Below are 18,307 nucleotides of genomic sequence, written 5' to 3' on the forward strand. Positions count from 1 at the left end.
TAAGCCGCGAGCGCCGTCCTGCGACGACGGCCGCATCCCCGCCCCGCAAGGGCGGCGCTCACGACCTCTTCCTTCCACAGCGCAAGGGCAGCGACGGGACCGCCGATCGCCGCCCATGGAGGAACGTCATGCAGCTCCAGACCGCCACTCCCCCGACAGCCTCGCCCCCCATGCCCCTGGACGAGGGCAAGCTGAACGCCTTCGTCGAGAAGATGCTGGGCGACATGGGCGCCGTGTTCAGCGGCGCGCTCGTGCTGCTGGGCGACAAGCTTGGCCTCTACAAGGCCATGGCCGAATCCGGCCCGATCGGGCCGCAGCAGCTGGCGCTACGCACCCACACCAACGAGCGCTACATCCGGGAGTGGCTCTCCGGCATGGCGGCCGCAGGCTACATCGACTACGACGCCGCGACCGAGCGCTACACGCTGCAGCCCGAGCAAGCCGCCGTGCTGGCCGACGAAAACAGTCCGGCGTTCATGGCGGGCGCCTTCGACATCGCCGCCGCGATCTATCGCGACGAGCCCAAGGTGGAGGCGGCGTTCCAGTCGGGCAGGGGGCTCGGATGGCACGAGCACAGCCAGTGCCTGTTCAGCGGCACCGAGCGGTTCTTCCGGACGAGCTACAAGCACCACCTCGTCGCGGAATGGCTTCCCGCCCTGGACGGCGTGGTCGACAAACTGCGCGCCGGAGCCCGGGTGGCGGACGTCGGCTGCGGGCACGGAGCCTCGACCATCATCATGGCCCAGGCGTTTCCGAAGTCGCACTTCTACGGCTACGACTACCATGAAGCCTCCGTCGACAAGGCTCGGCGCGAAGCCCAGGCCGCCGGCCTCGGCGACCGCTGCCAGTTCGACGTCGCTGACGCCCGCGGCTATCCCATCAAGGGCTACGACCTGATCGTCTTCTTCGATTGCCTGCACGACATGGGCGACCCGGTCGGCGCCGCGCGCCATGTGCGCGAAGCGCTGGCGAAGGACGGAACCTGGATGGTGGTTGAGCCCATGGCGGGCGACACGGTTCAGGACAACCTCAACCCGGTCGGCCGCATCTACTACGCCGCATCCACGATGATCTGCACGCCGGCCTCCATGGCGCAGGACGTCGGCCTGGCGCTGGGCGCCCAGGCCGGCAAGGAACGGCTGTTCGATGTGATGCGCCAGGGCGGCTTCAGCCGCGTGCGGGTGGCGGCGCAGACGCCGTTCAACCTGGTCATCGAGGCGCGGCCCTAGGCTCGGAGCGCCGCGGCCTGGCTCAATCGAGCCAAAGGCCGTGGCGCCGGTGCCAGTCCTCGATGGATTCCTCTGGATAGAGCTCGAACGTCAGATCGTTGGGGCCGATGTCCGGCACGACCCAGGACGCCTTGTAGCGCAGCATCAGGTGCGTGCGCGCCGGCGGAACCGGCAGGTCCGTATCGATAGCCGACGCGTGCGGATGGATCAGCTCCGGCCAGGTCGGGTCATAGAGCCAGAGCGCCGAGCCGCAACGCGTGCAGAAGTTCCGCTCACCGGTGCTGGCCCGGCAGGCGCCGTCGTCCTCGACGATGGCGGCGCGGTACACGCCGATGGCCTCGCGGCCCGTGACCTGGAGGCTGTCCGACACCGCCGAAAGGTTGATGGCGAAGCCGCCGCCGCCGGCGGTCTTCCGGCAGATCGTGCAGTAGCACAGCTGGTACGGCTGCGGCGCGTGGGACTGCACCGAGAAGCGAACCGCGCCGCAACGGCAGGATCCCTCGAGCGTCATCATGACGAGCCTCCGGTTCGGCGCTGCGGATGCGCGCCGTCGATCATGCTCCGGCGGCAAGGCGGCGGGAGCAAGACGGCGGGAGGGAGAGGGGCTGTGACGAGCCCTGAGCGGCCATGCCAACACAGCGCTGGAAGCCAGGGATCACAGAGGTGGCCGCGCCAAAGGATGATTCGCATAAGATATATTATGGAACCTAACACCGCGGGCCTCTGCGGCGTCTTACGTTTCGCTCCGTCATGCCCGGGCTTGTCCCGGGCATCGACGCGGTTCGGCTTCGTGGATGGCCGGGACAAGGCCGGCCATGACGGCTGGAGGTGGATGGGGATTCGTCAGGCAAGCGCAGCCGACCTGATGCCGGCTCCTTGACCTTCAGGCTTCCAGCACGAGCCCGTCGTAGGCCGGCTCGACGTTCGCCGGCAGCTCGCGGCGCAGCGTCTCGTAGTCCAGGTCCGTATGCAGGTTCGTCACCACGGCGCGCCTGGGTTTCATGCGCGCGATCCAGTCCAGCGCCTCGGGCAGCGAGAAATGCGTGGGGTGCGGCGTCGGCCGCAGCGCGTCGATGATCCAGAGATCGAGGTCGGCCAGCAGTGGCGCGCTGGCGGCGGGAATCCCATTCACGTCAGGCGTGTACGCGATGTTTCCGAAGCGGAATCCCAGCGCGTCGTAGTTCGGCCCGTGATGCACCGGGATCGGCGTGGCGGCCAGTTCGCCGCCGGCGCCGTCGACGACCACGTCGTGGCCCGGCGTGATCCGGAATTCGCGGACGATCGGCGGATAGTCGCTGCCTGGCGGCGTGGCGAAGCAATAGCCGAAGCGCTGCTTCATGACGTGCGCCGTGGTCTCGTCCATGTAGACCGGCAGCACGCGGCGCATGTGGATCACCAACGGCCGGACATCGTCGATGCCGTGGGTGTGGTCGGCGTGGTCATGGGTGTAGAGCACCGCGTCGAGGTGCTTCACATCCGCGTCGAGGAGTTGCTCGCGGCAGTCCGGCGTCGTGTCGACCAGGACGCTGGTCAGGCCGTGGCGGCCAGCCTGTTCAACCATGATCGAGCAGCGCCGGCGGCGGTTGCGCGGATTATTCGGATCGCATTTGCCCCAGCCGCTGCCGACACGCGGCACGCCGCCGGATGAGGCGCAGCCCAGGATGGTGATCCGGTGGCTCATGCGGCGCTGGCCGCCTGGGCCGGCCGCTCGGCCTTGCTGAACAGCCGGAAGAAGTTTTCCGTCGTCGCTTGCGCCATGGCCTCGGCGCTGACGCCCTTCACATCCGCCAGCACGGCGTTGGTGCGCGCCACGAAGGCCGGCTCGTTGCGCTTGCCGCGATGCGGCAGCGGGGCCAGGAACGGCGCGTCCGTCTCCACCAGCAGCCGGTCCATGGGGACCTCCGCCGCGATGGCGCGGATCTCTTCGGACTTCTTGAAGGTCAGGATGCCCGAGAACGACACGTAGAGCCCCAGCCTCACGCCCACCCGCGCGAGCTCGGCCCCGGAGGAGAAGCAGTGGAGGACCGCCTTGAAGGCGCCCTTCCCCGTCTCGTCCTCCAGGATCGCGATCATGTCGTCGTCCGCCTCGCGGGCGTGAATGACGAGCGGGAGCCCCGTCGTGCGCGCGGCGCCGATGTGGGTGCGGAACACGCGCTCCGACACATCCTTGGGGCTGTAGCCGTAATGGTAGTCCAGCCCGGCCTCGCCAATGCCGACGCAGCGCGGATGCGCGGCCAGCGCCACGATCTCGGCTTCGGTGACGTCCGGCTCCTCGGCCGCCTGGTGCGGATGCGTGCCGACCGTGAAGAACACGTCCGGGTACGCCTCCGCGATGGCGCGGTAGCGGTCGAACTGGCGGACTCGCGTCGAGATCGTCAGCATGCAGCCGACGCCCGCCGCCCGGGCCCGGGCAACCACGGCGTCGAGTTCGGGCGCGAAATCCGGGAAATCGAGATGGCAGTGGCTGTCGACGAGCATGGGAGACGTGTAACTCACAATCCTGACAATGGGTTGGCGGCGATCATTCAGGCTCTACGTAACGCGGGAAGATCGGCGCCGGCCCCGGAAGCTTGGCGCCCGGGGCGATGCGGTCCCCCTCCCCGACCTGCGCGAAGCCCCGGCTCTCCGGCGCGACCCCCAGCAGGTCCAACAACGCGGAAGCCGCGCCCGGGATCACCGGCCGCGCCATGATGCCCACGGCCCGCAGGGTCTCGGCGGTGACGTAGAGGATGGTCGCGAAGCGCTCGGGATCGCTCTTGCGCTTCACCCAGGGCTCCTCTGAGGCGAAGTAGCGGTTGGCGTCGCCCACCACGCGCCAGATTTCGGCCAGCACATGGTGCAGGGCCAGGTTCTTCATCGCCTCGCGCGCCTTCTCGGGCAACGCGTAGGCGCTCGCCAGGATGGCGCTGTCGGCCTGCGTGAAGGCGCCCGGCGCAGGCACGACCCCGTCCAGGTTCTTGGCGATCATGGACAGCGAGCGCTGGGCCAGGTTGCCCAGGTCGTTCGCCAGGTCGGCGTTGATGCGGTTGACGATCGCCTCGTGCGAGTAGTTGCCGTCCTGTCCGAATGGCACCTCGCGCAGGAAGAAGTAGCGCAGCTGGTCGACGCCGTAGTGGTCGGCCAGGGTGAAGGGGTCGATCACGTTGCCGACCGACTTCGACATCTTCTCCCCGCGGTTGAAGAGGAAGCCGTGGCCGAAGACGCGCTTCGGCAGCGGCCAGTCCGCGGACATCAGGAAGGCCGGCCAGTACACGGCGTGGAAGCGCACGATGTCCTTGCCGATGATGTGCACGTCCGCCGGCCAGTAGTGGGAACGCGGCGTCTCGTGCGGGTAGCCGGTGGCGGTCACGTAGTTCGTGAGCGCGTCCACCCAGACATACATGACGTGCTTGGGATCGCCGGGCACCGGGATGCCCCAGTCGAAGGCCGTGCGGCTGACCGATAGGTCCTTGAGGCCGCCCTTCACGAACGAGACGATCTCGTTGCGGCGCTCCTCGGGGGAGATGAAGTCGGGCTGGCTCTCGTAGAGGGCGAGCAGACGATCCTGGTATGCGGACAGGCGGAAGAAGTAGCTTTCCTCTTCCACCCACTCGACCGGCGTGCCCGTCGGCCCGCGGCGCACGCCGTCGCCGCCGACGGTCGTCTCCGACTCGGCGTAGTAGGCCTCGTCGCGCACGGAGTACCAGCCGGAGTACTTGGCGAGGTAGATGTCGCCCTTGTCCTGCATCCGCTGCCAGATTTCCTGGCAGGTGCGATGGTGGCGCTCCTCGGTCGTGCGGATGAAGTCGTCGTTGGATGCGTTCAGCGCGGTCGCCATGCGGCGGAACACGGCGGCGTTGCGGTCCGCAAGCTCGCGGGCCGTGACGCCCTCCTTGGCCGCCGTCTGCAGCATCTTCTGGCCGTGCTCGTCCGTGCCGGTGAGGAAGAACACGTCAAAGCCGTCCAGGCGCTTGAAGCGCGCGATGGCGTCCGTCGCGATCAGTTCGTAGGCGTGGCCGATATGGGGCGCGCCGTTCGGGTAGGAAATCGCGGTCGTGATATAGAAGTGCGGCTTAGCAGCCATGACGGCCTCAGGTTTCTTGCCGAAAACTCTAGGCCGCGCGCGATGCCCGGAGCGCGTCCGAGAGGTCCGTGAACAAGGTCAGAACGAGCGCCCGGCGGTCCAGATTGTAGCTGTCCGTCTCTCGCACCGTGCGCGTCGCCTTCTCCCATACCTCCGCAAGGGGCGCAAGGCGACGAGGTCCCTCCCCGGCCCGCGCAACCGTCTGCTCGCCAAGCCAGGCGAAGATGGTCTCGATGGCGGTCTCGTAGGCGGCGTCGTTGGCGCGGCCGGCGAGGCCCTCCGCGATGGCGTGCGCATCCTTCCAGTCGATCTCGGGCAGTCGCTCGAGCGCCTGGCGGATGTGCTCCACGATGGCGAGCGCGCTCTCGTCCATGATCTTGAAGGCGCCGCGCACCGTTCCGCCGGACAGGGCGGCCGCGCGCTGCACGATGGACGGATCGGGCGCGTCCTCTTCGGCGGCGATTGTCACGGCGCGCGCCACCTCCACTTCGGACAGGGTGCGGAAGCGCAGCATGCGGCAGCGTGAGCGAATCGTCGGCAGCAGCCGCCCGGGCAGGTGCGAGACGAGGAGGAAGAGCGAGCGCGGCGGCGGCTCCTCTATGACCTTCAGGAGCGCGTTCGCGCCCTGCACGTTCAGGTCCTCGGCGCTGTCCACGATGCAGACGCGCCAGCCCCCCTCCCCGGCCGTCGAGCCGAAGAAGGCCACCGCCTTGCGGACGAGCTCGACCGGGATCTGGGTCGGCATCGACTTCTTCTCGGCGTTGTACTGCCGCCGGACCACGAAGAGGCTGGTATGGGCGAGGGCCGCGACCCGGCGGAACACGCCGCTCTCGGGCGAGACGTCGAGATTGCGGGCGGCCCGCACCTCGGGCGCATGCGGGTCGGGATGGGCCAGAACGAAGCGCGCGGCGCGATACGCGAAGGTCGCCTTACCGATCCCCTCGGGCCCGCCCAGGATCCAGGCGTGCGGGAAGCGCCCGCCGCGATAGGCGTCCAGGAACGCCGCCTCGGCCGCCTCCTGGCCGACCAGCGCGTGGGCGAAGCGCGGATGGGGCGCATTGGGAAGTCGGTCGACTTCCGGGATGTCGTCGTCCTGGGCCATGGCCGGTCAGGCGCTCCGGGCGGCCACGGCGTCGGCGGAGGGACGCAGGCGGCGCGCCACTTCCGCCCAGATGGCGGCCGCAACGGCGTCCTCGCTCCCGCTCGCGTCGACCACGGCGCAGCGCGCGGGCTCGGCGGCTGCAATGCGCAGGAACGCCTGGCGCAGCGCCTGGTGGAAGCCGAGCGACTCCTGCTCGAAGCGGTCGACCTCCCCCTGCCCCCGACGCGCAGCCGCCCTGGCGAGCCCGGTCTCGGCGGCGAGGTCGAGCACCAGGGTCAGGTCCGGCCGCGTGTCGCCGACGGCGATCCGCTCAACGGCGGACAGCGTGTCATCCGGCACGCCGCCCAGCGCGCCCTGGTAGGCGCGGGTCGAGTCCGCGAAGCGGTCGCACACCACCCACGCGCCGCGCGCGAGCGCCGGCCGGATGGTCTTGTCGAGGTGGTCGGCGCGGGCCGCGGCGAACAGGAGGGTCTCGGCCACGGGCGACAGCCTTTCGGCCGCGCCGGACAGCAACACGGCCCGGATCTCCTCCGCCCGCGGCGATCCGCCGGGTTCGCGCGTCGCGATCGCGGCGACGCCGCAGGCCGACAGCGCGGCGACCAACCGGCGCGCCTGGGTGGACTTGCCGGCCCCCTCCCCTCCTTCCAGGGTGATGAAACGACCGCGGCCCGGACTGGTCATGACCCGGTCGCCTTCGGGAACTTGCTGCGGATGAACCCGATGGCGAGCTCCATGGCCGAGTCGAGCGCCCGCTTGGTGAGCTTGCCGGGCGAGGCGTCCTCGTCCGCATAAACGGGCACGTCGAGGACCTGGATGTCGCCCCGGCTGATCCGGAGGCGCCCCACCTCCTGCCCGGCCTTCACCGGCGGCCGCAGCGGGCCCTGGTAGATGATCTTGCCGCTCAGGCGCTCCGAGCCGTTCCGCGGCACCAGCACGCGGACCGGGCCCTTCGCGCTCAGCTTCACGTCGCCGGGCTCGCCGCCGAAGACCTTGGCCTCGCCGACCGTGGCTCCCGCCGGGAAGACCTCCTTCATCTCGAAGGAGCGGAAGCCCCAGTTGAGGATGCGCCTGGCCTCCTCCGACCGGTCCTTGTTGGTCTTCAGCCCGTTGATCACCGTGATCAGGCGCTGGCCGTTCTGCACGGCCGTGCCGACGAGCCCGTAATAGTCCTTGTCGTTCCCGGTCATCAGGCCGTCCGCGCCCAGGTCCAGCGTGAGCAGCGGGTTGCGGTTGGTCTGGCGGATCTTGTTCCAGGTGAATTCCTTCTGGGAAAACACCTTGCACTGCTCCGGGTAGGTCTGAAGCAGGTGGCGCGCCAGGATGGCAAGGTCGCGCGCCGTGGTCTTCATGTCCGGATCCGGCAGGCCGGTCGCGTTCGTGAAGACGGAATGCGTCATCCCGAGTTCCTTGGCCCGGGCGGTCATGCGGGTCGAGAACGCGCCCTCGCTGCCGGCGATCCCCTCCGCCACGGCGATCGCCGCATCATTGCCGGCCTGCACGGCGATGCCCTGGATCAGGTCGGACACCTTCACCCGGCTGTTCAGGATCGCGAACATGGAAGCGCCGCCGGAGGGGCCGCCGCCCCGGCGCCAGGCGCTCTCGGAGATCGGATATTCGTCGTCCGGCTTGATGCGGCCTTCCGCCATTTCGCGGAAGAGAAGCTCCAGCGTCATGAGCTTGGTCATGCTCGCCGGGACCATGGCCTCGTCCGCCGCCTTCTCGTAGAGAACGGCGCCTGTGTCGTAGTCCATGAGGATCGCGTAGGGCGCCGCGCTCTGGAAGCCCTGCTGTTGCTGTTCCGCGGCCAGCGCGCCCTCGGGCGAAAACGCCGCCGCAAGCGCCAGGAAAGCCAAAAACACCCAAAGACCGAGCTTCACGCCCGCGTCCACGCCATACCGCCGCATCGACCGCACTCAACCGCCTCTGGGTCCAGCATGAGCGGACCGCACGCGGAAATCAACGGCGCGCGGCGCGGCTCAGGCGCGCCTTACAGGCGGGAACCGGAGCGAAGCGGAACGAAGTTCTGCTCGATCAGGCGCGCCATCGGGTCTTCCTTGCGGAACGTGGAGGCGGCCGCATCCGGCTCGGCGAAAAACAGACCCGCGGTGACGTTGGCGGGCGCCCGGCCGGCGGAGCGCGCCAGCGGAGCCGGAACCGGCTTGCCGGCGTTCGGGATCGTGCCCAGATCGAAGGGCCGGTCCGGCGGCAGCGGCACGCCCGGCGCCGGCTTGCCGACGGGCAGCGCAGCGACGACCGCCGGCGCGGAGGGCGCAGGGGCCGTGCGCGGCGCAGCGGCGGCAGGAGCAGCAGACGGGGCGGCCGCGACTGTCGCGGGAGCGGCCTCGTCGTCGTCATCCTGCTGCACGGGCCGGCTCGCGGCCTTTGTCGGCGCCTTCGGCTCTGCGCTCGCCACCAGGGTGTCGGCGCCGCGGATCTGGGCCGGCATGCCGTCGGTCCGCAGGGTCATCGCGAGCTTTTCGTCGTCGCTGCCGGCCAGGGAGGCGCGGCCGACATAGTCCACCTTCACCCGGGCGGTCCCGATGTGGCGGAAGCGCAGCGACTCGGCGACGCGCTGCGACACGTCGATGAGGCGGTTGCCGTGGTACGGGCCGCGATCATTGACGCGGGCGATCATCGAGTAGCCGTTGTCCAGGTTCGTGACCCGAATGTAGCTGGGAAGCGGCAGCGTCGGGTGCGCCGCCGAGATCGAGCCACGGTCGAAGACTTCGCCGTTGGCGGTGCGGCGGCCATGGAAGGCCGTGCCGTACCAGGACGCCGTGCCGACGGCTGTATAGTTCGGCATCTCGCGCGGGGTGTAGAGGCGCCCGGCGACGACATAGGGCTTGCCGACGAGATCGCGGCCGCCGCCCTTTGGAACGGGTTCGCCTTCGGCGACCACCCGCGGGCTCGGCGACACGCCATATTTCGGATCCACGCTGCTCTTTGCCATGCGCGTCGGCGCGGAGGAGCAGTTGGCGACGAGGAGCCCAGCCGCGACTGCGGCCCCGATGCGGGCCGCGCGGGCCATCGCGGAGCCAGCGGAAGACGACGATTGATCGGGGGACGATTCGGATACGAGGGTCTCGGCGCTTGAGATCCGCTTCGTGTCCATGTGCTCACCCTCTCCAGACGCTGACTACGCCGCGCGTCTCGGTGCGGCCGCGCCCCAGCCTGGGCGCACGCTTCCACGGACGCGTCAGACCATTGTCTGACGTGCTGACGTGAACGAAGGGTTAAGATGGTCTGCTCCGGCCCCCCGGCGCTCGCCCCGCCCCTTCTGCTCCCCAGACTCGGAGCACCGAACCCGGGGTCTCGCCCAGAAGCAGCCACCAATCGGCCGTGAGATCAAGGCGTAAATGTGTCAGCTTGGCCTTAGAGCCGGCGCACGCACGAAATCCACAGCGATGGTGGTTGGGAAGCCACAATGATCACGGTCTGGAACACGCCAGAGGCGCGTTTCCTGGTGGCGCAACCCGGTCGGGAGACCGCTGGCCGTGCGCTGTCTCCTCCGCCTGACTGACCGCTTGCCTTCCGACCCGCGGCGCGGCATGGATGAGCCGCGCAAGGCCAGCGGCCTGCGGAAGGGTGGCCGAGTGGTTTAAGGCAGCGGTCTTGAAAACCGCCGTGGGCGCAAGTTCACCGTGGGTTCGAATCCCACCCCTTCCGCCACATCGCTTTGTTTTTGCTATGGGAATTCCTGAAATCTGTCTTCTGCCCCAACGCTTGCCCCAACTCTCGCCTCAGGTTTCGGTTTGTTTCCCATTGACGGGTGATGAATAAGGTAGAAGAGATCAGCCGAAAGACTTGGGCTTGAGACTATGCTGGTTGATTCACGATCTCGTTTCTTCCTTCAATTCGAACTCACTCTTAAGACCCCACGTAAGAAGGGCTTGCCACTTGCCTTTCGCGAGGCTGGGGACACGCTTGACGTGCTCCACCTTCTTGAGCGGGCGCGGGCGCGAGGCGACGCCAAGATCACGATTCGGGGCGGAGACGAATGCGCTCTGACCAACATCTCAGTTCGTCCGGCCGACAACGTGGCCGTGCTCCTCTTCCGGCGCAGCGACGCATCCGCCGCCACCCCGTATTTTGAGCACGCCAAGACGCGCGCCATTCGAAAGGCCGACAAACTGGCCGACGAAGCGGTCGCCGTGTCCGCGCATTTGTTCGTCGAATTGTCCGGGAACGGATCGCAGCCACGTCGCAATCGAGCTGTGCTCGAAGAAATGCCCGGACTCGGCCGGAGCTACATCGAGAGCATTCTGAAGAGCGTGCTCCAGCCTCATAAATACAGCTACACAGAGGCGAACGGCGAAGACGCGGAGACGTACACCATTGCGGAGCTCGAAGGGTTCCTGTCCGCGACTCTCGGCGAGGCTCTCAAGGACGGGCGTGTGCCGTTTGTGCAACTCGTTCGCGAAGGCAAGGCAACCGGGTTCGACACGGAGGCATTCATCCCGAAGGAACAGAAGATGAAGCTGGCTGTTAAGGCCAGCGGGCCTTCGCTCCTGGAGAAGCTGCGCGGGTTGCGCGCATGGGCAACTCGGGAGGGATGGGACGACGTTAGGGTTCAAATTGTCATGCCGGAGGGGCGCTCTCGCCTGGTCTCAGTCCCTCGCGACGAGGATGCCGGCACCGTCCTTTTCGTCCGCTCGGAGCAGGTGTATGTTAAAAATGATCTCGAAGTGTGCCACGAGGACGTTAGCGAGGAGCTGACGGAAAAGGCCAAAGAGATCCTCTCGAAGGCGTGGCATCCCTGACCATAGGTAACCCCATGTGGCGCCTCGTATATCCACTCAAATATTTCCGGCTCCAGAACTCTGAAAAGAAGCGCTTTGATCTACTCCCTACCTTACTCTTGGCGGCGCTGCTCGCTGCGCCGTTTCTAATTCTGCCCGGAGCGTCGTTCTTTAAGCCGAATGGGCTTCTTGACAAACTTCTGGCGCTTACGAGCGCGCTGACTGCCTTCTACGTCGCGGCGCTGGTTGCGGTTGCGACATTCAGTCACCCAAGCCTGGACAAGGTTATTCGGTCCGGCCCAATCGCCTTGATTACGCGCGATGACGACGGGCACAAAATCCAGCAGGATCTCACGCGACGCGAGTTCGCCTGTTTCATCTTCGGCTATCTATCGTTTTCCGCGCTCCTCATCTCGATTGGAGCCGCAGCAGCGGTCGCACTCAGTGGCACGGCTGGCGCATTCGGTGAGGCATTTTTGTGGGTCCGTTCGGTAGTGATCGTGGCTTTTTGCCTAGCGCTCGCCCACCTCGTCGTAGCCACGACATTGGGACTCTACTACCTGATGGATCGACTCTACCGGCACGATCGAGAAATCACGTCGAAGAAGAGCGACCTGGCTGCTTAGGCCCCTGGCGCCTGGACAAGGGTGCCGTCGCTCCCCTGCCCCGCGGCACCACGAACCCCACCGCCATCCACTGACCCCAGGGCCGGACGTCATCAGGCTTCCGGCCGCACCGCGAGCACCGCGCCCGGGCGGCGACGTCCTCGAACTCCTCGTCAGGCCTGGCGCGCAGCAACGCCCATGGCGCCATGACGGTGACGCCGCAACACCGGAACTCCGCATGGCTGATGCCGTCGCGCTCTAGGCCGGCGATAGTCATGTCAGGGAACATGCCCAGAACATAGCCGAGTCGCCCGAAAGCGATGAGGCCCCCGGCGTGATGGACGCCGCCGAGGGCCTCTTCCGAGCGACCGAGACCGGCCATGGCCGGCCGCCCGAACTCTCAGCGGCCGGGCTTCTGCGCGAGCCAGACGCTGCCCTGGATGCTCGGGGTCGTGCCGGCCACCACCCAATAGGCACGGATGTACCGGAAGATCCTGTCCGCCTGCTCGTTGGTGAAGCCGATCTCGTAGCGGCCGACCACGGGAGTCGCCCCCACGCCGCCGGCGCCGGGCAGCACTGCAGGCGCGCCCCATTCCTTCACAGCCAGGTTCTCGACCCCGGACGCGAAGTTCACGTCGTTCGAGCCCTGGATCAGCAGGCGATACACCTCATCGTTGCTGCTGATGTCGATGCCTGTCAGGTCGATGATCACCTGCAGGTCAGAGCGAGGATTGTCCGACAGGCCGAAGCCGCCGCCCAGGTCGATCTCGCTCGCCGTCTCGGAGATGCCGCCGATGCGTCCCTGCCGGCTGCTCGTGTTCGCGAACTTGCCGTCGTCCAGGATCATCTTGACGTCGAGGTTGTAGGTCCGTGCCCCCATGGGTCTCTCCTATCGCTGCCGGGCACGGGTGCGGATCTGGGCGTACGCCAGCCGCTCGGCCTGGGTCATGCGGTCATACTCAGCGTCCGTGACGCCGCGGGTCGCCCAGCTCTGGTGCCGGGCGGCCTCCTGCTCGCGCGCGGTCTCCCCGGCGCTCTTGATTGGAGCGGGCTGGAAGAACGGCTTTTGCGCCGGCGGCGTCGCCGCGGCAGCCTTCTGCGGAACGCCATAGAAATGGGCCATCGCGACGTCAGCGATGCCTCCGGCCGAAGTGGATTCGCCGCTCATGCCGCGCTCCTCTTCGAGGTCGCCTTGATGTGGGCCAACAGCCGTTCATCCTCACCGCCGAGGCGAACGCTCTCCCGGTCGCTGTCCAGGAGCGTCCGGCTGATTGGCACGGCAACGGTGCCTCCGAAGGTGAAGCCGGTCGCCTGGATGGCCCCCACGATCACCGACAGGTTCCCGGGCGAGAGTTGAGCCGTGGTCCTGTCATTGTGCAGCCCGTTCGCAACCAGCTCGCGACCGATCGCCTCACGTTCCTTGAGATCGTCGATCCAATCCTGCAGGCGCTTGTCCGCACGGGCGCTCACAGCATGAAGCCTCGCAATCAGCTTCTCCGCCCGGAGAACGCGCTGCTTCTTCTCCTCGGAGGCCTCTTGCGGCACGTAGATGGCCCGCAGCCGATGCACGCCGTCGATCGCATCCCTGAGGGTCTTCATGTTGTCGAGGAAGGCCGACTCCTCGGCGGCGAGTTTCTCCAACTCCGCGGCCGCGTCAGGCTCGCCGAGCATGGCGCGCAGCGACACCTCGCGGCGGAGATGCGGCAAGTCGCCCATTCGCTCCTCAAGCTGGTGCTGCCGCAACTCGAATTCGGCGATCAGGGCGTCGCATTCCGCGACTGTGGTGGGCTTCTTGTCCATCGTGGTCTCCTCAGGCGGCAGTCAGGTCGAAGTGCTTGGAGCGGCGCAGGCGAGCGGTCGCCCAGGCGCGCACGGCCGAGCGGGGGTAATAGAAGCGGCGGCCCAACTTGATGCAGGCTGGGCCCGAGTTGTCGGCCCGAAGCTTCTCCAGCCAGCGGAGCGAGATGCGGAGCATGTCCGCGGCTTCTTCGGCAGTGGCGAGGTCGTCCAGGTCGATCTCTTCGCGAGTCGGCTCGGTGGCCTCCGTCAGGCGGATCAGGTCAGGGTCGTGGGGGTTGATGCTGGCCGTCATCGTCAATCTCCGAACATCGCGGCGCGGTCGCCGAACTGCTTCGAGGGGTCCCCGGACTCGAGTGCCTGGGCAGCGCCAATGAAGCCGCCGTGCTTCACGCCGAAGTCGGCGCGAGCGGCATCCTGGTAAGGGGCGGCCTTGGGGGTGAACCGGGCCGGCTTGCCGTCCGGCTGTGTCAGAAGCTGAAACCGTCCGCCCACATTGACGACGACCTGGTAGGACGGCGGCTGCTTGTTGGCGATCGCCACCCTTGTCATGTCGTCCGAGACGAGGGCCCGCGGGGCCGCATACTTCTCCGCAGCGGTCTTCTGAGCGTCGGTGAGTGGCGCCTGAAACGCCTGCGTCCGGGGCTTCCCGGGCGCCTCTCCGCCCATGTCGCCGAGTGTCTTCGCCACGAACGAGTCGAGGTCCTTCCCGACCCAATCCGTCGACCCGTTGACGGGCGTCACGTAGCGCTCCGGAGGGAAGCGCATCACGCGGTTTCCGTTTGCCGTCGAGGGGCCCCAGACCTGGCCCACGCGCTCCACCGCGAGCTCGCGCGCCTTTTTCTCATCGAGGCCGCGGCCCATGTAGGTGCGGACCACGTTGCGGTAATCGCCCAGGAGTTCCTCCTGCAGGACCGGCGTGGCCGGCGGCCGGGCGGCGCCCGTCAAGCTGTCCGTCAGCGAGGGCGTCCAGCTTTGGGCCCAGCTGCGGTTAAAGGCGTTCGTGACCGACTGCACGCTGTCCTTTTTCAGGAGCTCGTCGGCCTGGCTTTCCAGCGCTTCCCGCGCGGCCCGAGCGGCCGGCGTGTCGGCGTGCTTGCGCTCCTCCGCGATCTGATCGGCAGGCCAGAACGAGGACTTCGCCTTCCAGACGTCCAGGTCTTTCATGACCGACTCGCCGAAGTCAGCGCGGAAGGACGCGTTGTTCCGCCTGTCCAGAAGCTCAAGCAGCGAATACGCCGCGTCCATCTTCGCCGGATCGCCGGTCTGGGTGAGGCCGACGATGGCCTCTTTCATCACGGGCATCGCCGCAGCCGCTTCCAACTGCTCGGCGCTCATGTTCGCAGCCATCGTGCCGAACAGGTTACGGACCTGCTGGCCGTTCATCGCCACCAGAGCCTGGCGGGCGCTCGCGGCCTCGGCCGGCCGGACGAGAGACACGACTCCGAGGTCTTGGTGATCCTGCAACATCGGCACGTCTGCGGCGCGGGCCTTCAGTCCGGCAGCCAGGGTCGCGGGGTTGCTGAAGTCGAGAGATAGCCCGGTGGACTTGAGCGGGAGGCCGATCTCGGCAGCCGTGCCCCACGGGTCGGACTTCATGCCGGCCTTGATCTTGGTGTCCAGCCCGCGCAGGTAATCGAGGTCCTCGCGGTCCTTCTTCGCGGCGCCCGTGGCGAACTGCGCGGCCTTCTGCGCGATCAGGGTCTCCCGGTCAGCCGGGCTCAGGCTGTGCACGAAGGCCGCGCCGAGGTCCGCCCGTGCGGCGAGCTCGGCCACCCGGCGCTGCTGCTCAGGGGTGCCAACCTGCGCTGCCATGGCGCCCAGCGCGTGAAGCTCGGAGTCGGCGGGCCGCTCGAACTTGGTCATGGCATTCTCGAAGTCGGGCAGCGCGCGCGAGAGCTCCTCCTTGAGGCCTGCCCGCAGCTGGCCCGCAATTCCGGGGTCGATGGAAGGCGAGACAGCACCGCGGCCTATTGCGTCCAGCCGGGCCGCTTCCGCAGCCTGGGCGCCCTGCATGGCCTGCGCCCGGCGATTGCCGACGCCCGTCATGGCCGAGGACGCCTCACCCGTGGCAGCTGGCGCGGCGGTCCCGTCCATGGCCCAGAACCGGCGCGTGGTCTCGACTCGCCCGTTCCAATTGTGCCCAGCCTGCGGCAGCCCCGGGCGGTATCCCTGCGGCTGCTCAAATGCCATCTGGGCGGCAGTCAACTCCTCCGGGGTCTTGGCCGCGTTCACCGCTGCAGCTTCCGGCCGGGTGCGTAGCTCCTTCAAGGCGAAGCTCGCCTGCTGCTGCCAGCTGGGCGCCGCCGTGCCTGCGCTCGCCACCAAGGCCTGCAGGCGCGAGCCGTTGTGGCCGAACAGGCCAAGCCCGATTCCGTCGTCGTGCCGCGAGTACGGGTTGAGGCCCGACTCCGAGGCTGCGGCAGAGGTCAGCATCAGCGCCTCATTGCGCGAGGCGCCCTGGGACAGCAGGTAGGAGAACATCGCCTTCGGAGAGGGCGCGCCGGCCATATCGGCTTTATCGAGGTCGCCCTGATAAACGATGTTGATCCGGCCGACGCCCACGCCGCCCGAGACCGTCGAAGTCTGCCCGCCCAGAAGGGCGGCCCGCTGAGCCGCTGGATAGGCGCCATAGGTCGTCAGGAGGTCGCGCCGGCGCTCGGCGTTGATCACCCTATTGAACACCTCGGCGGCGCCAGCCTTGGCCGCACGCTCCCGCAGGTCCTGCGCGGCCGCGCGGTCGTAGTTCGGATCGGCCAGGATGTTCCCGACCATGGCGCTGGCCTCGGTGCCCAGCGCCGAGATCTGGGCGCGGCGCTCCGTCTCCTGGAGTCGGATCTGGCCCAGCGCCAGGGTGTGGTAATGCGCGCGCTGCTGCTCGGAGAGGTTCAGGGACGGATCGGTCAGGATCCCATCCGCCGTTTTCTGGGCCGTGTCGAATCCGCGGTCGCGATAGGCGGTCTCCACGGCGCCGACGATGGAGTTGGCTTTGAAGCGCGCGTCCGCATCCGCCAGTTGCCCGGCCACCCAGGCAGCCGATTTCCCCATGCGCGGATCGCGCGCGAGGTCCGCATAGGCTCCCTGCAATTGTTGGTACGCCTGGCGGAATTCATCGCCGTTGTAGTTGCCCCGCGCCAAAGCGGTGAGCCGGTTGTCCAGATCCCCAATGCGGTTGACGATGGCGTCCTTCGTCTGGCTCGCGTCGCGCTTGAAAGCATCGTCCACGAGGCTCCGATAGTGCTGGTCCGCCGTCTGCAGGCCCGTCCGCATCGCCGTCTCGCGGAACTCGGCCGGCGCATTCTTCGCGTACTGCTTCACCCAGGCGTCGGCGGCCGTCCTGAACTGCTGTGGATCACCGCCGAAGCCACCCTGGTCGGCCGGCAGCATCGCCTTCTTGCGCAGGTCCAAGAGACCGTTCTCGATCGAGGAATCCGCCCGCACGGCATAGGCCGTGGCTGCCGAGGCGCGGTAGATATCGCCGAGCTTGCCGAAGACCGGCATCTCGGAAACCTGGACTTGCCCGTTCTCGTCCAGCGTGACCGCCTGCGCGCCCGCTTCCTTCGCGAGTGGAGCAAGCCCTTGGTCGATGCCAGCCGAAACGGCGTCGAGCGCCTTCTCGGTCGAATTTCCGAGTGCGGTGTAATCCTTCTGCGAGACAGCGGAGGTCGGAGCGACAAGCGTGCTCAGGCGCCGCGGCGCGGTGGGGAGATCGACCATTTCAGGGAAGCCTCACGGGGAAGAGTTCGCGGGCGTTCAGGCCGGCGTCGGTGACCATCTGCTCGAGCACGCCGTGGCGCCGGCTTCGCTCGCGGCTTTGGCGGGCCACGCGCTCGATGTTGTCGAGCGTGCGGCGAAGCTCGTCCACGTAGCCGGGGTTCGGGTCGACTTCCGGGCCTGGTTCGCCGTCGGGCTTCGGAGAGAGGGGCGTCGTCATGAAACGAGCCTGCACCGAACCGAAATGGCCCGCACCGCACCGCACTTGAGGCGACTTTGACCGACTGCGGAGCTCGCGCTTATCCTAAGCCGCGGGCGGGGTTGGGGAGTTTACCGATGGCGAAACAGGAGGCGTTGGAGAGGCAGCAAGCTTGGGCTGATGCTGTCCTTACGGGGCTCGAGAGGCTCGGCGGGATCGCTCACCTTTCGGCGATCTATCGCGAGACCGAACGCATCCGACGAGACGCCGGATATGAGATCCTCAGAAGCCATGAGGAAACTGTTCGGCAGACATTGCAGGCGCATTCTTCTGGATCGCCCAGCTTCAGAGGCGGCTATGACCTCTTCAGGCCTGTGCCGGAGCGGGGGCGCGGCTATTGGGGCCTCAATGTCGTGGGCGCCACCAGTTTCAGGGCGTTCCAGAAAGAAGCGGAGGAATTCTTGAAGGCGATCGGGCTCTAAGTTTCAGATCAGTGCGCGCACGGCGCAAAGATCGCGGACCACAGCACGTGGTGAGCATCCTCATGCCAGCGCTCAGGGTGGTCCTGCAGATACTTTCTAAGCTGGGCGACCAGTTGGCTATTGGTCCGGCCCTCGATACAGGCATGGAACTGCTCCGTGCATGCATGTGGGGCGTTCATAAACGGGGCCATGGCTACCCCATTTACGAATCCCATTACGTGGGCAAGCAGGATCTGCTCAGACATTTGCGTCAGATCTTCGCCCTTGAAGAAGCCGTTTCGGATCAGTCGCGGCCCTGTTTCGCAGCTGTCAGCCGCAAAGGCCTGCCCCGAAGCGGTTACGGTCAGGATCGCCAGAGCGAGCGCAATTGCCTTCAT

General features: G+C 67.5%; 18 protein-coding genes, 1 tRNA gene and 1 pseudogene. 5 read left to right on the forward strand and 15 right to left on the reverse strand.

Annotated features, from left to right (window positions below):
- The first annotated feature begins 170 nt into the window (after positions 1 to 170).
- A complete protein-coding gene (locus tag SLNSH_RS16930) occupies positions 171 to 1,229 on the forward strand; it encodes a class I SAM-dependent methyltransferase (RefSeq protein WP_106338255.1) in 1,059 nt (352 codons plus the stop codon).
- A gap of 22 nt (positions 1,230 to 1,251) precedes the next feature.
- On the opposite strand, the gene SLNSH_RS16935 is transcribed toward SLNSH_RS16930, so the two are convergent.
- From SLNSH_RS16935 to SLNSH_RS16970, 8 genes and pseudogenes are all read right to left on the reverse strand, one after another.
- Positions 1,252 to 1,740, reverse strand: coding sequence for a GFA family protein (locus SLNSH_RS16935; protein WP_106338256.1), 489 nt, complete (start codon positions 1,738 to 1,740; stop codon positions 1,252 to 1,254).
- A gap of 372 nt (positions 1,741 to 2,112) precedes the next feature.
- Complete coding sequence (locus SLNSH_RS16940; RefSeq protein WP_106338196.1) at positions 2,113 to 2,910, reverse strand: MBL fold metallo-hydrolase; 798 nt, start codon at positions 2,908 to 2,910, stop codon at positions 2,113 to 2,115.
- Positions 2,907 to 3,707, reverse strand: a complete 801-nt coding sequence (locus SLNSH_RS16945; protein ID WP_106338197.1) for a TatD family hydrolase — start codon at positions 3,705 to 3,707, stop codon at positions 2,907 to 2,909. Before SLNSH_RS16945 ends, SLNSH_RS16940 begins: the two co-directional genes overlap by 4 nt.
- Positions 3,708 to 3,750: 43 nt before the next feature.
- Positions 3,751 to 5,364, reverse strand: a pseudogene (gene metG, locus SLNSH_RS16950) (methionine--tRNA ligase); the annotation flags it as partial.
- The gene (locus SLNSH_RS16955) at positions 5,321 to 6,394 is read right to left on the reverse strand and encodes a DNA polymerase III subunit delta' (RefSeq protein WP_106338199.1); all 1,074 of its coding nucleotides are present in this window, start codon (positions 6,392 to 6,394) and stop codon (positions 5,321 to 5,323) included. The pseudogene metG and the gene SLNSH_RS16955, both read right to left, overlap by 44 nt.
- Before the next feature lie 6 nt (positions 6,395 to 6,400).
- Entirely contained in the window at positions 6,401 to 7,075 is a 675-nt protein-coding gene (tmk, locus tag SLNSH_RS16960) for a dTMP kinase (RefSeq protein WP_106338200.1), read from the reverse strand.
- Positions 7,072 to 8,298, reverse strand: coding sequence for a D-alanyl-D-alanine carboxypeptidase family protein (locus SLNSH_RS16965; protein ID WP_106338201.1), 1,227 nt, complete (start codon positions 8,296 to 8,298; stop codon positions 7,072 to 7,074). The genes tmk and SLNSH_RS16965 overlap by 4 nt, the downstream gene beginning before the upstream one ends.
- 83 nt (positions 8,299 to 8,381) lie before the next feature.
- Positions 8,382 to 9,422 carry a septal ring lytic transglycosylase RlpA family protein gene (locus tag SLNSH_RS16970; protein WP_196240272.1) on the reverse strand — a complete coding sequence of 347 codons (1,041 nt, stop codon included), beginning with the start codon at positions 9,420 to 9,422 and terminating at the stop codon, positions 8,382 to 8,384.
- A gap of 551 nt (positions 9,423 to 9,973) precedes the next feature.
- Between SLNSH_RS16970 and SLNSH_RS16975 the strand changes: the two genes are divergently transcribed.
- The 3 genes from SLNSH_RS16975 to SLNSH_RS16985 all read left to right on the forward strand — a co-directional run bounded on the left by SLNSH_RS16975 (position 9,974) and on the right by SLNSH_RS16985 (position 11,759).
- A tRNA-Ser gene (locus SLNSH_RS16975) sits at positions 9,974 to 10,063 on the forward strand.
- Positions 10,064 to 10,323: 260 nt separating this feature from the next.
- Positions 10,324 to 11,154 carry a hypothetical protein gene (locus tag SLNSH_RS16980; protein WP_106338203.1) on the forward strand — a complete coding sequence of 277 codons (831 nt, stop codon included), beginning with the start codon at positions 10,324 to 10,326 and terminating at the stop codon, positions 11,152 to 11,154.
- Positions 11,155 to 11,168: 14 nt separating this feature from the next.
- Entirely contained in the window at positions 11,169 to 11,759 is a 591-nt protein-coding gene (locus SLNSH_RS16985) for a hypothetical protein (RefSeq protein WP_106338204.1), read from the forward strand.
- A gap of 379 nt (positions 11,760 to 12,138) precedes the next feature.
- On the opposite strand, the gene SLNSH_RS16995 is transcribed toward SLNSH_RS16985, so the two are convergent.
- Genes SLNSH_RS16995 through SLNSH_RS17020 form a run of 6 tightly spaced genes read right to left on the reverse strand, consistent with a single transcriptional unit; the run spans position 12,139 to position 17,469 of the window.
- Positions 12,139 to 12,618, reverse strand: coding sequence for a hypothetical protein (locus SLNSH_RS16995; protein WP_106338206.1), 480 nt, complete (start codon positions 12,616 to 12,618; stop codon positions 12,139 to 12,141).
- Positions 12,619 to 12,627: 9 nt separating this feature from the next.
- On the reverse strand, positions 12,628 to 12,906 hold the full coding sequence (locus SLNSH_RS17000; protein ID WP_106338207.1) for a hypothetical protein: 279 nt from the start codon (positions 12,904 to 12,906) through the stop codon (positions 12,628 to 12,630).
- Complete coding sequence (locus SLNSH_RS17005) at positions 12,903 to 13,538, reverse strand: hypothetical protein (protein ID WP_106338208.1); 636 nt, start codon at positions 13,536 to 13,538, stop codon at positions 12,903 to 12,905. The genes SLNSH_RS17000 and SLNSH_RS17005 overlap by 4 nt, the downstream gene beginning before the upstream one ends.
- A 10-nt stretch (positions 13,539 to 13,548) precedes the next feature.
- Entirely contained in the window at positions 13,549 to 13,830 is a 282-nt protein-coding gene (locus SLNSH_RS17010; protein ID WP_106338209.1) for a helix-turn-helix transcriptional regulator, read from the reverse strand.
- 2 nt (positions 13,831 to 13,832) lie between these two features.
- Positions 13,833 to 17,252, reverse strand: a complete 3,420-nt coding sequence (locus SLNSH_RS17015) for a phage tail tip lysozyme (RefSeq protein WP_106338210.1) — start codon at positions 17,250 to 17,252, stop codon at positions 13,833 to 13,835.
- A 1-nt stretch (position 17,253) separates the two neighbouring features.
- On the reverse strand, positions 17,254 to 17,469 hold the full coding sequence (locus SLNSH_RS17020; RefSeq protein WP_106338211.1) for a hypothetical protein: 216 nt from the start codon (positions 17,467 to 17,469) through the stop codon (positions 17,254 to 17,256).
- Positions 17,470 to 17,585: 116 nt separating this feature from the next.
- Between SLNSH_RS17020 and SLNSH_RS17025 the strand changes: the two genes are divergently transcribed.
- The gene (locus tag SLNSH_RS17025; protein WP_106338212.1) at positions 17,586 to 17,930 is read left to right on the forward strand and encodes a hypothetical protein; all 345 of its coding nucleotides are present in this window, start codon (positions 17,586 to 17,588) and stop codon (positions 17,928 to 17,930) included.
- Positions 17,931 to 17,938: 8 nt separating this feature from the next.
- Here the strand turns inward: SLNSH_RS17025 and SLNSH_RS17030 are convergent, their stop codons facing one another.
- Positions 17,939 to 18,307 (reverse strand): Rap1a/Tai family immunity protein, encoded by a 369-nt coding sequence (locus SLNSH_RS17030; RefSeq protein WP_106338213.1) that lies wholly within the window; start codon positions 18,305 to 18,307, stop codon positions 17,939 to 17,941.

The organism is Alsobacter soli (assembly GCF_003004785.1).
Classification (GTDB): Bacteria; Pseudomonadota; Alphaproteobacteria; order Rhizobiales; family Beijerinckiaceae; genus Alsobacter; species Alsobacter soli.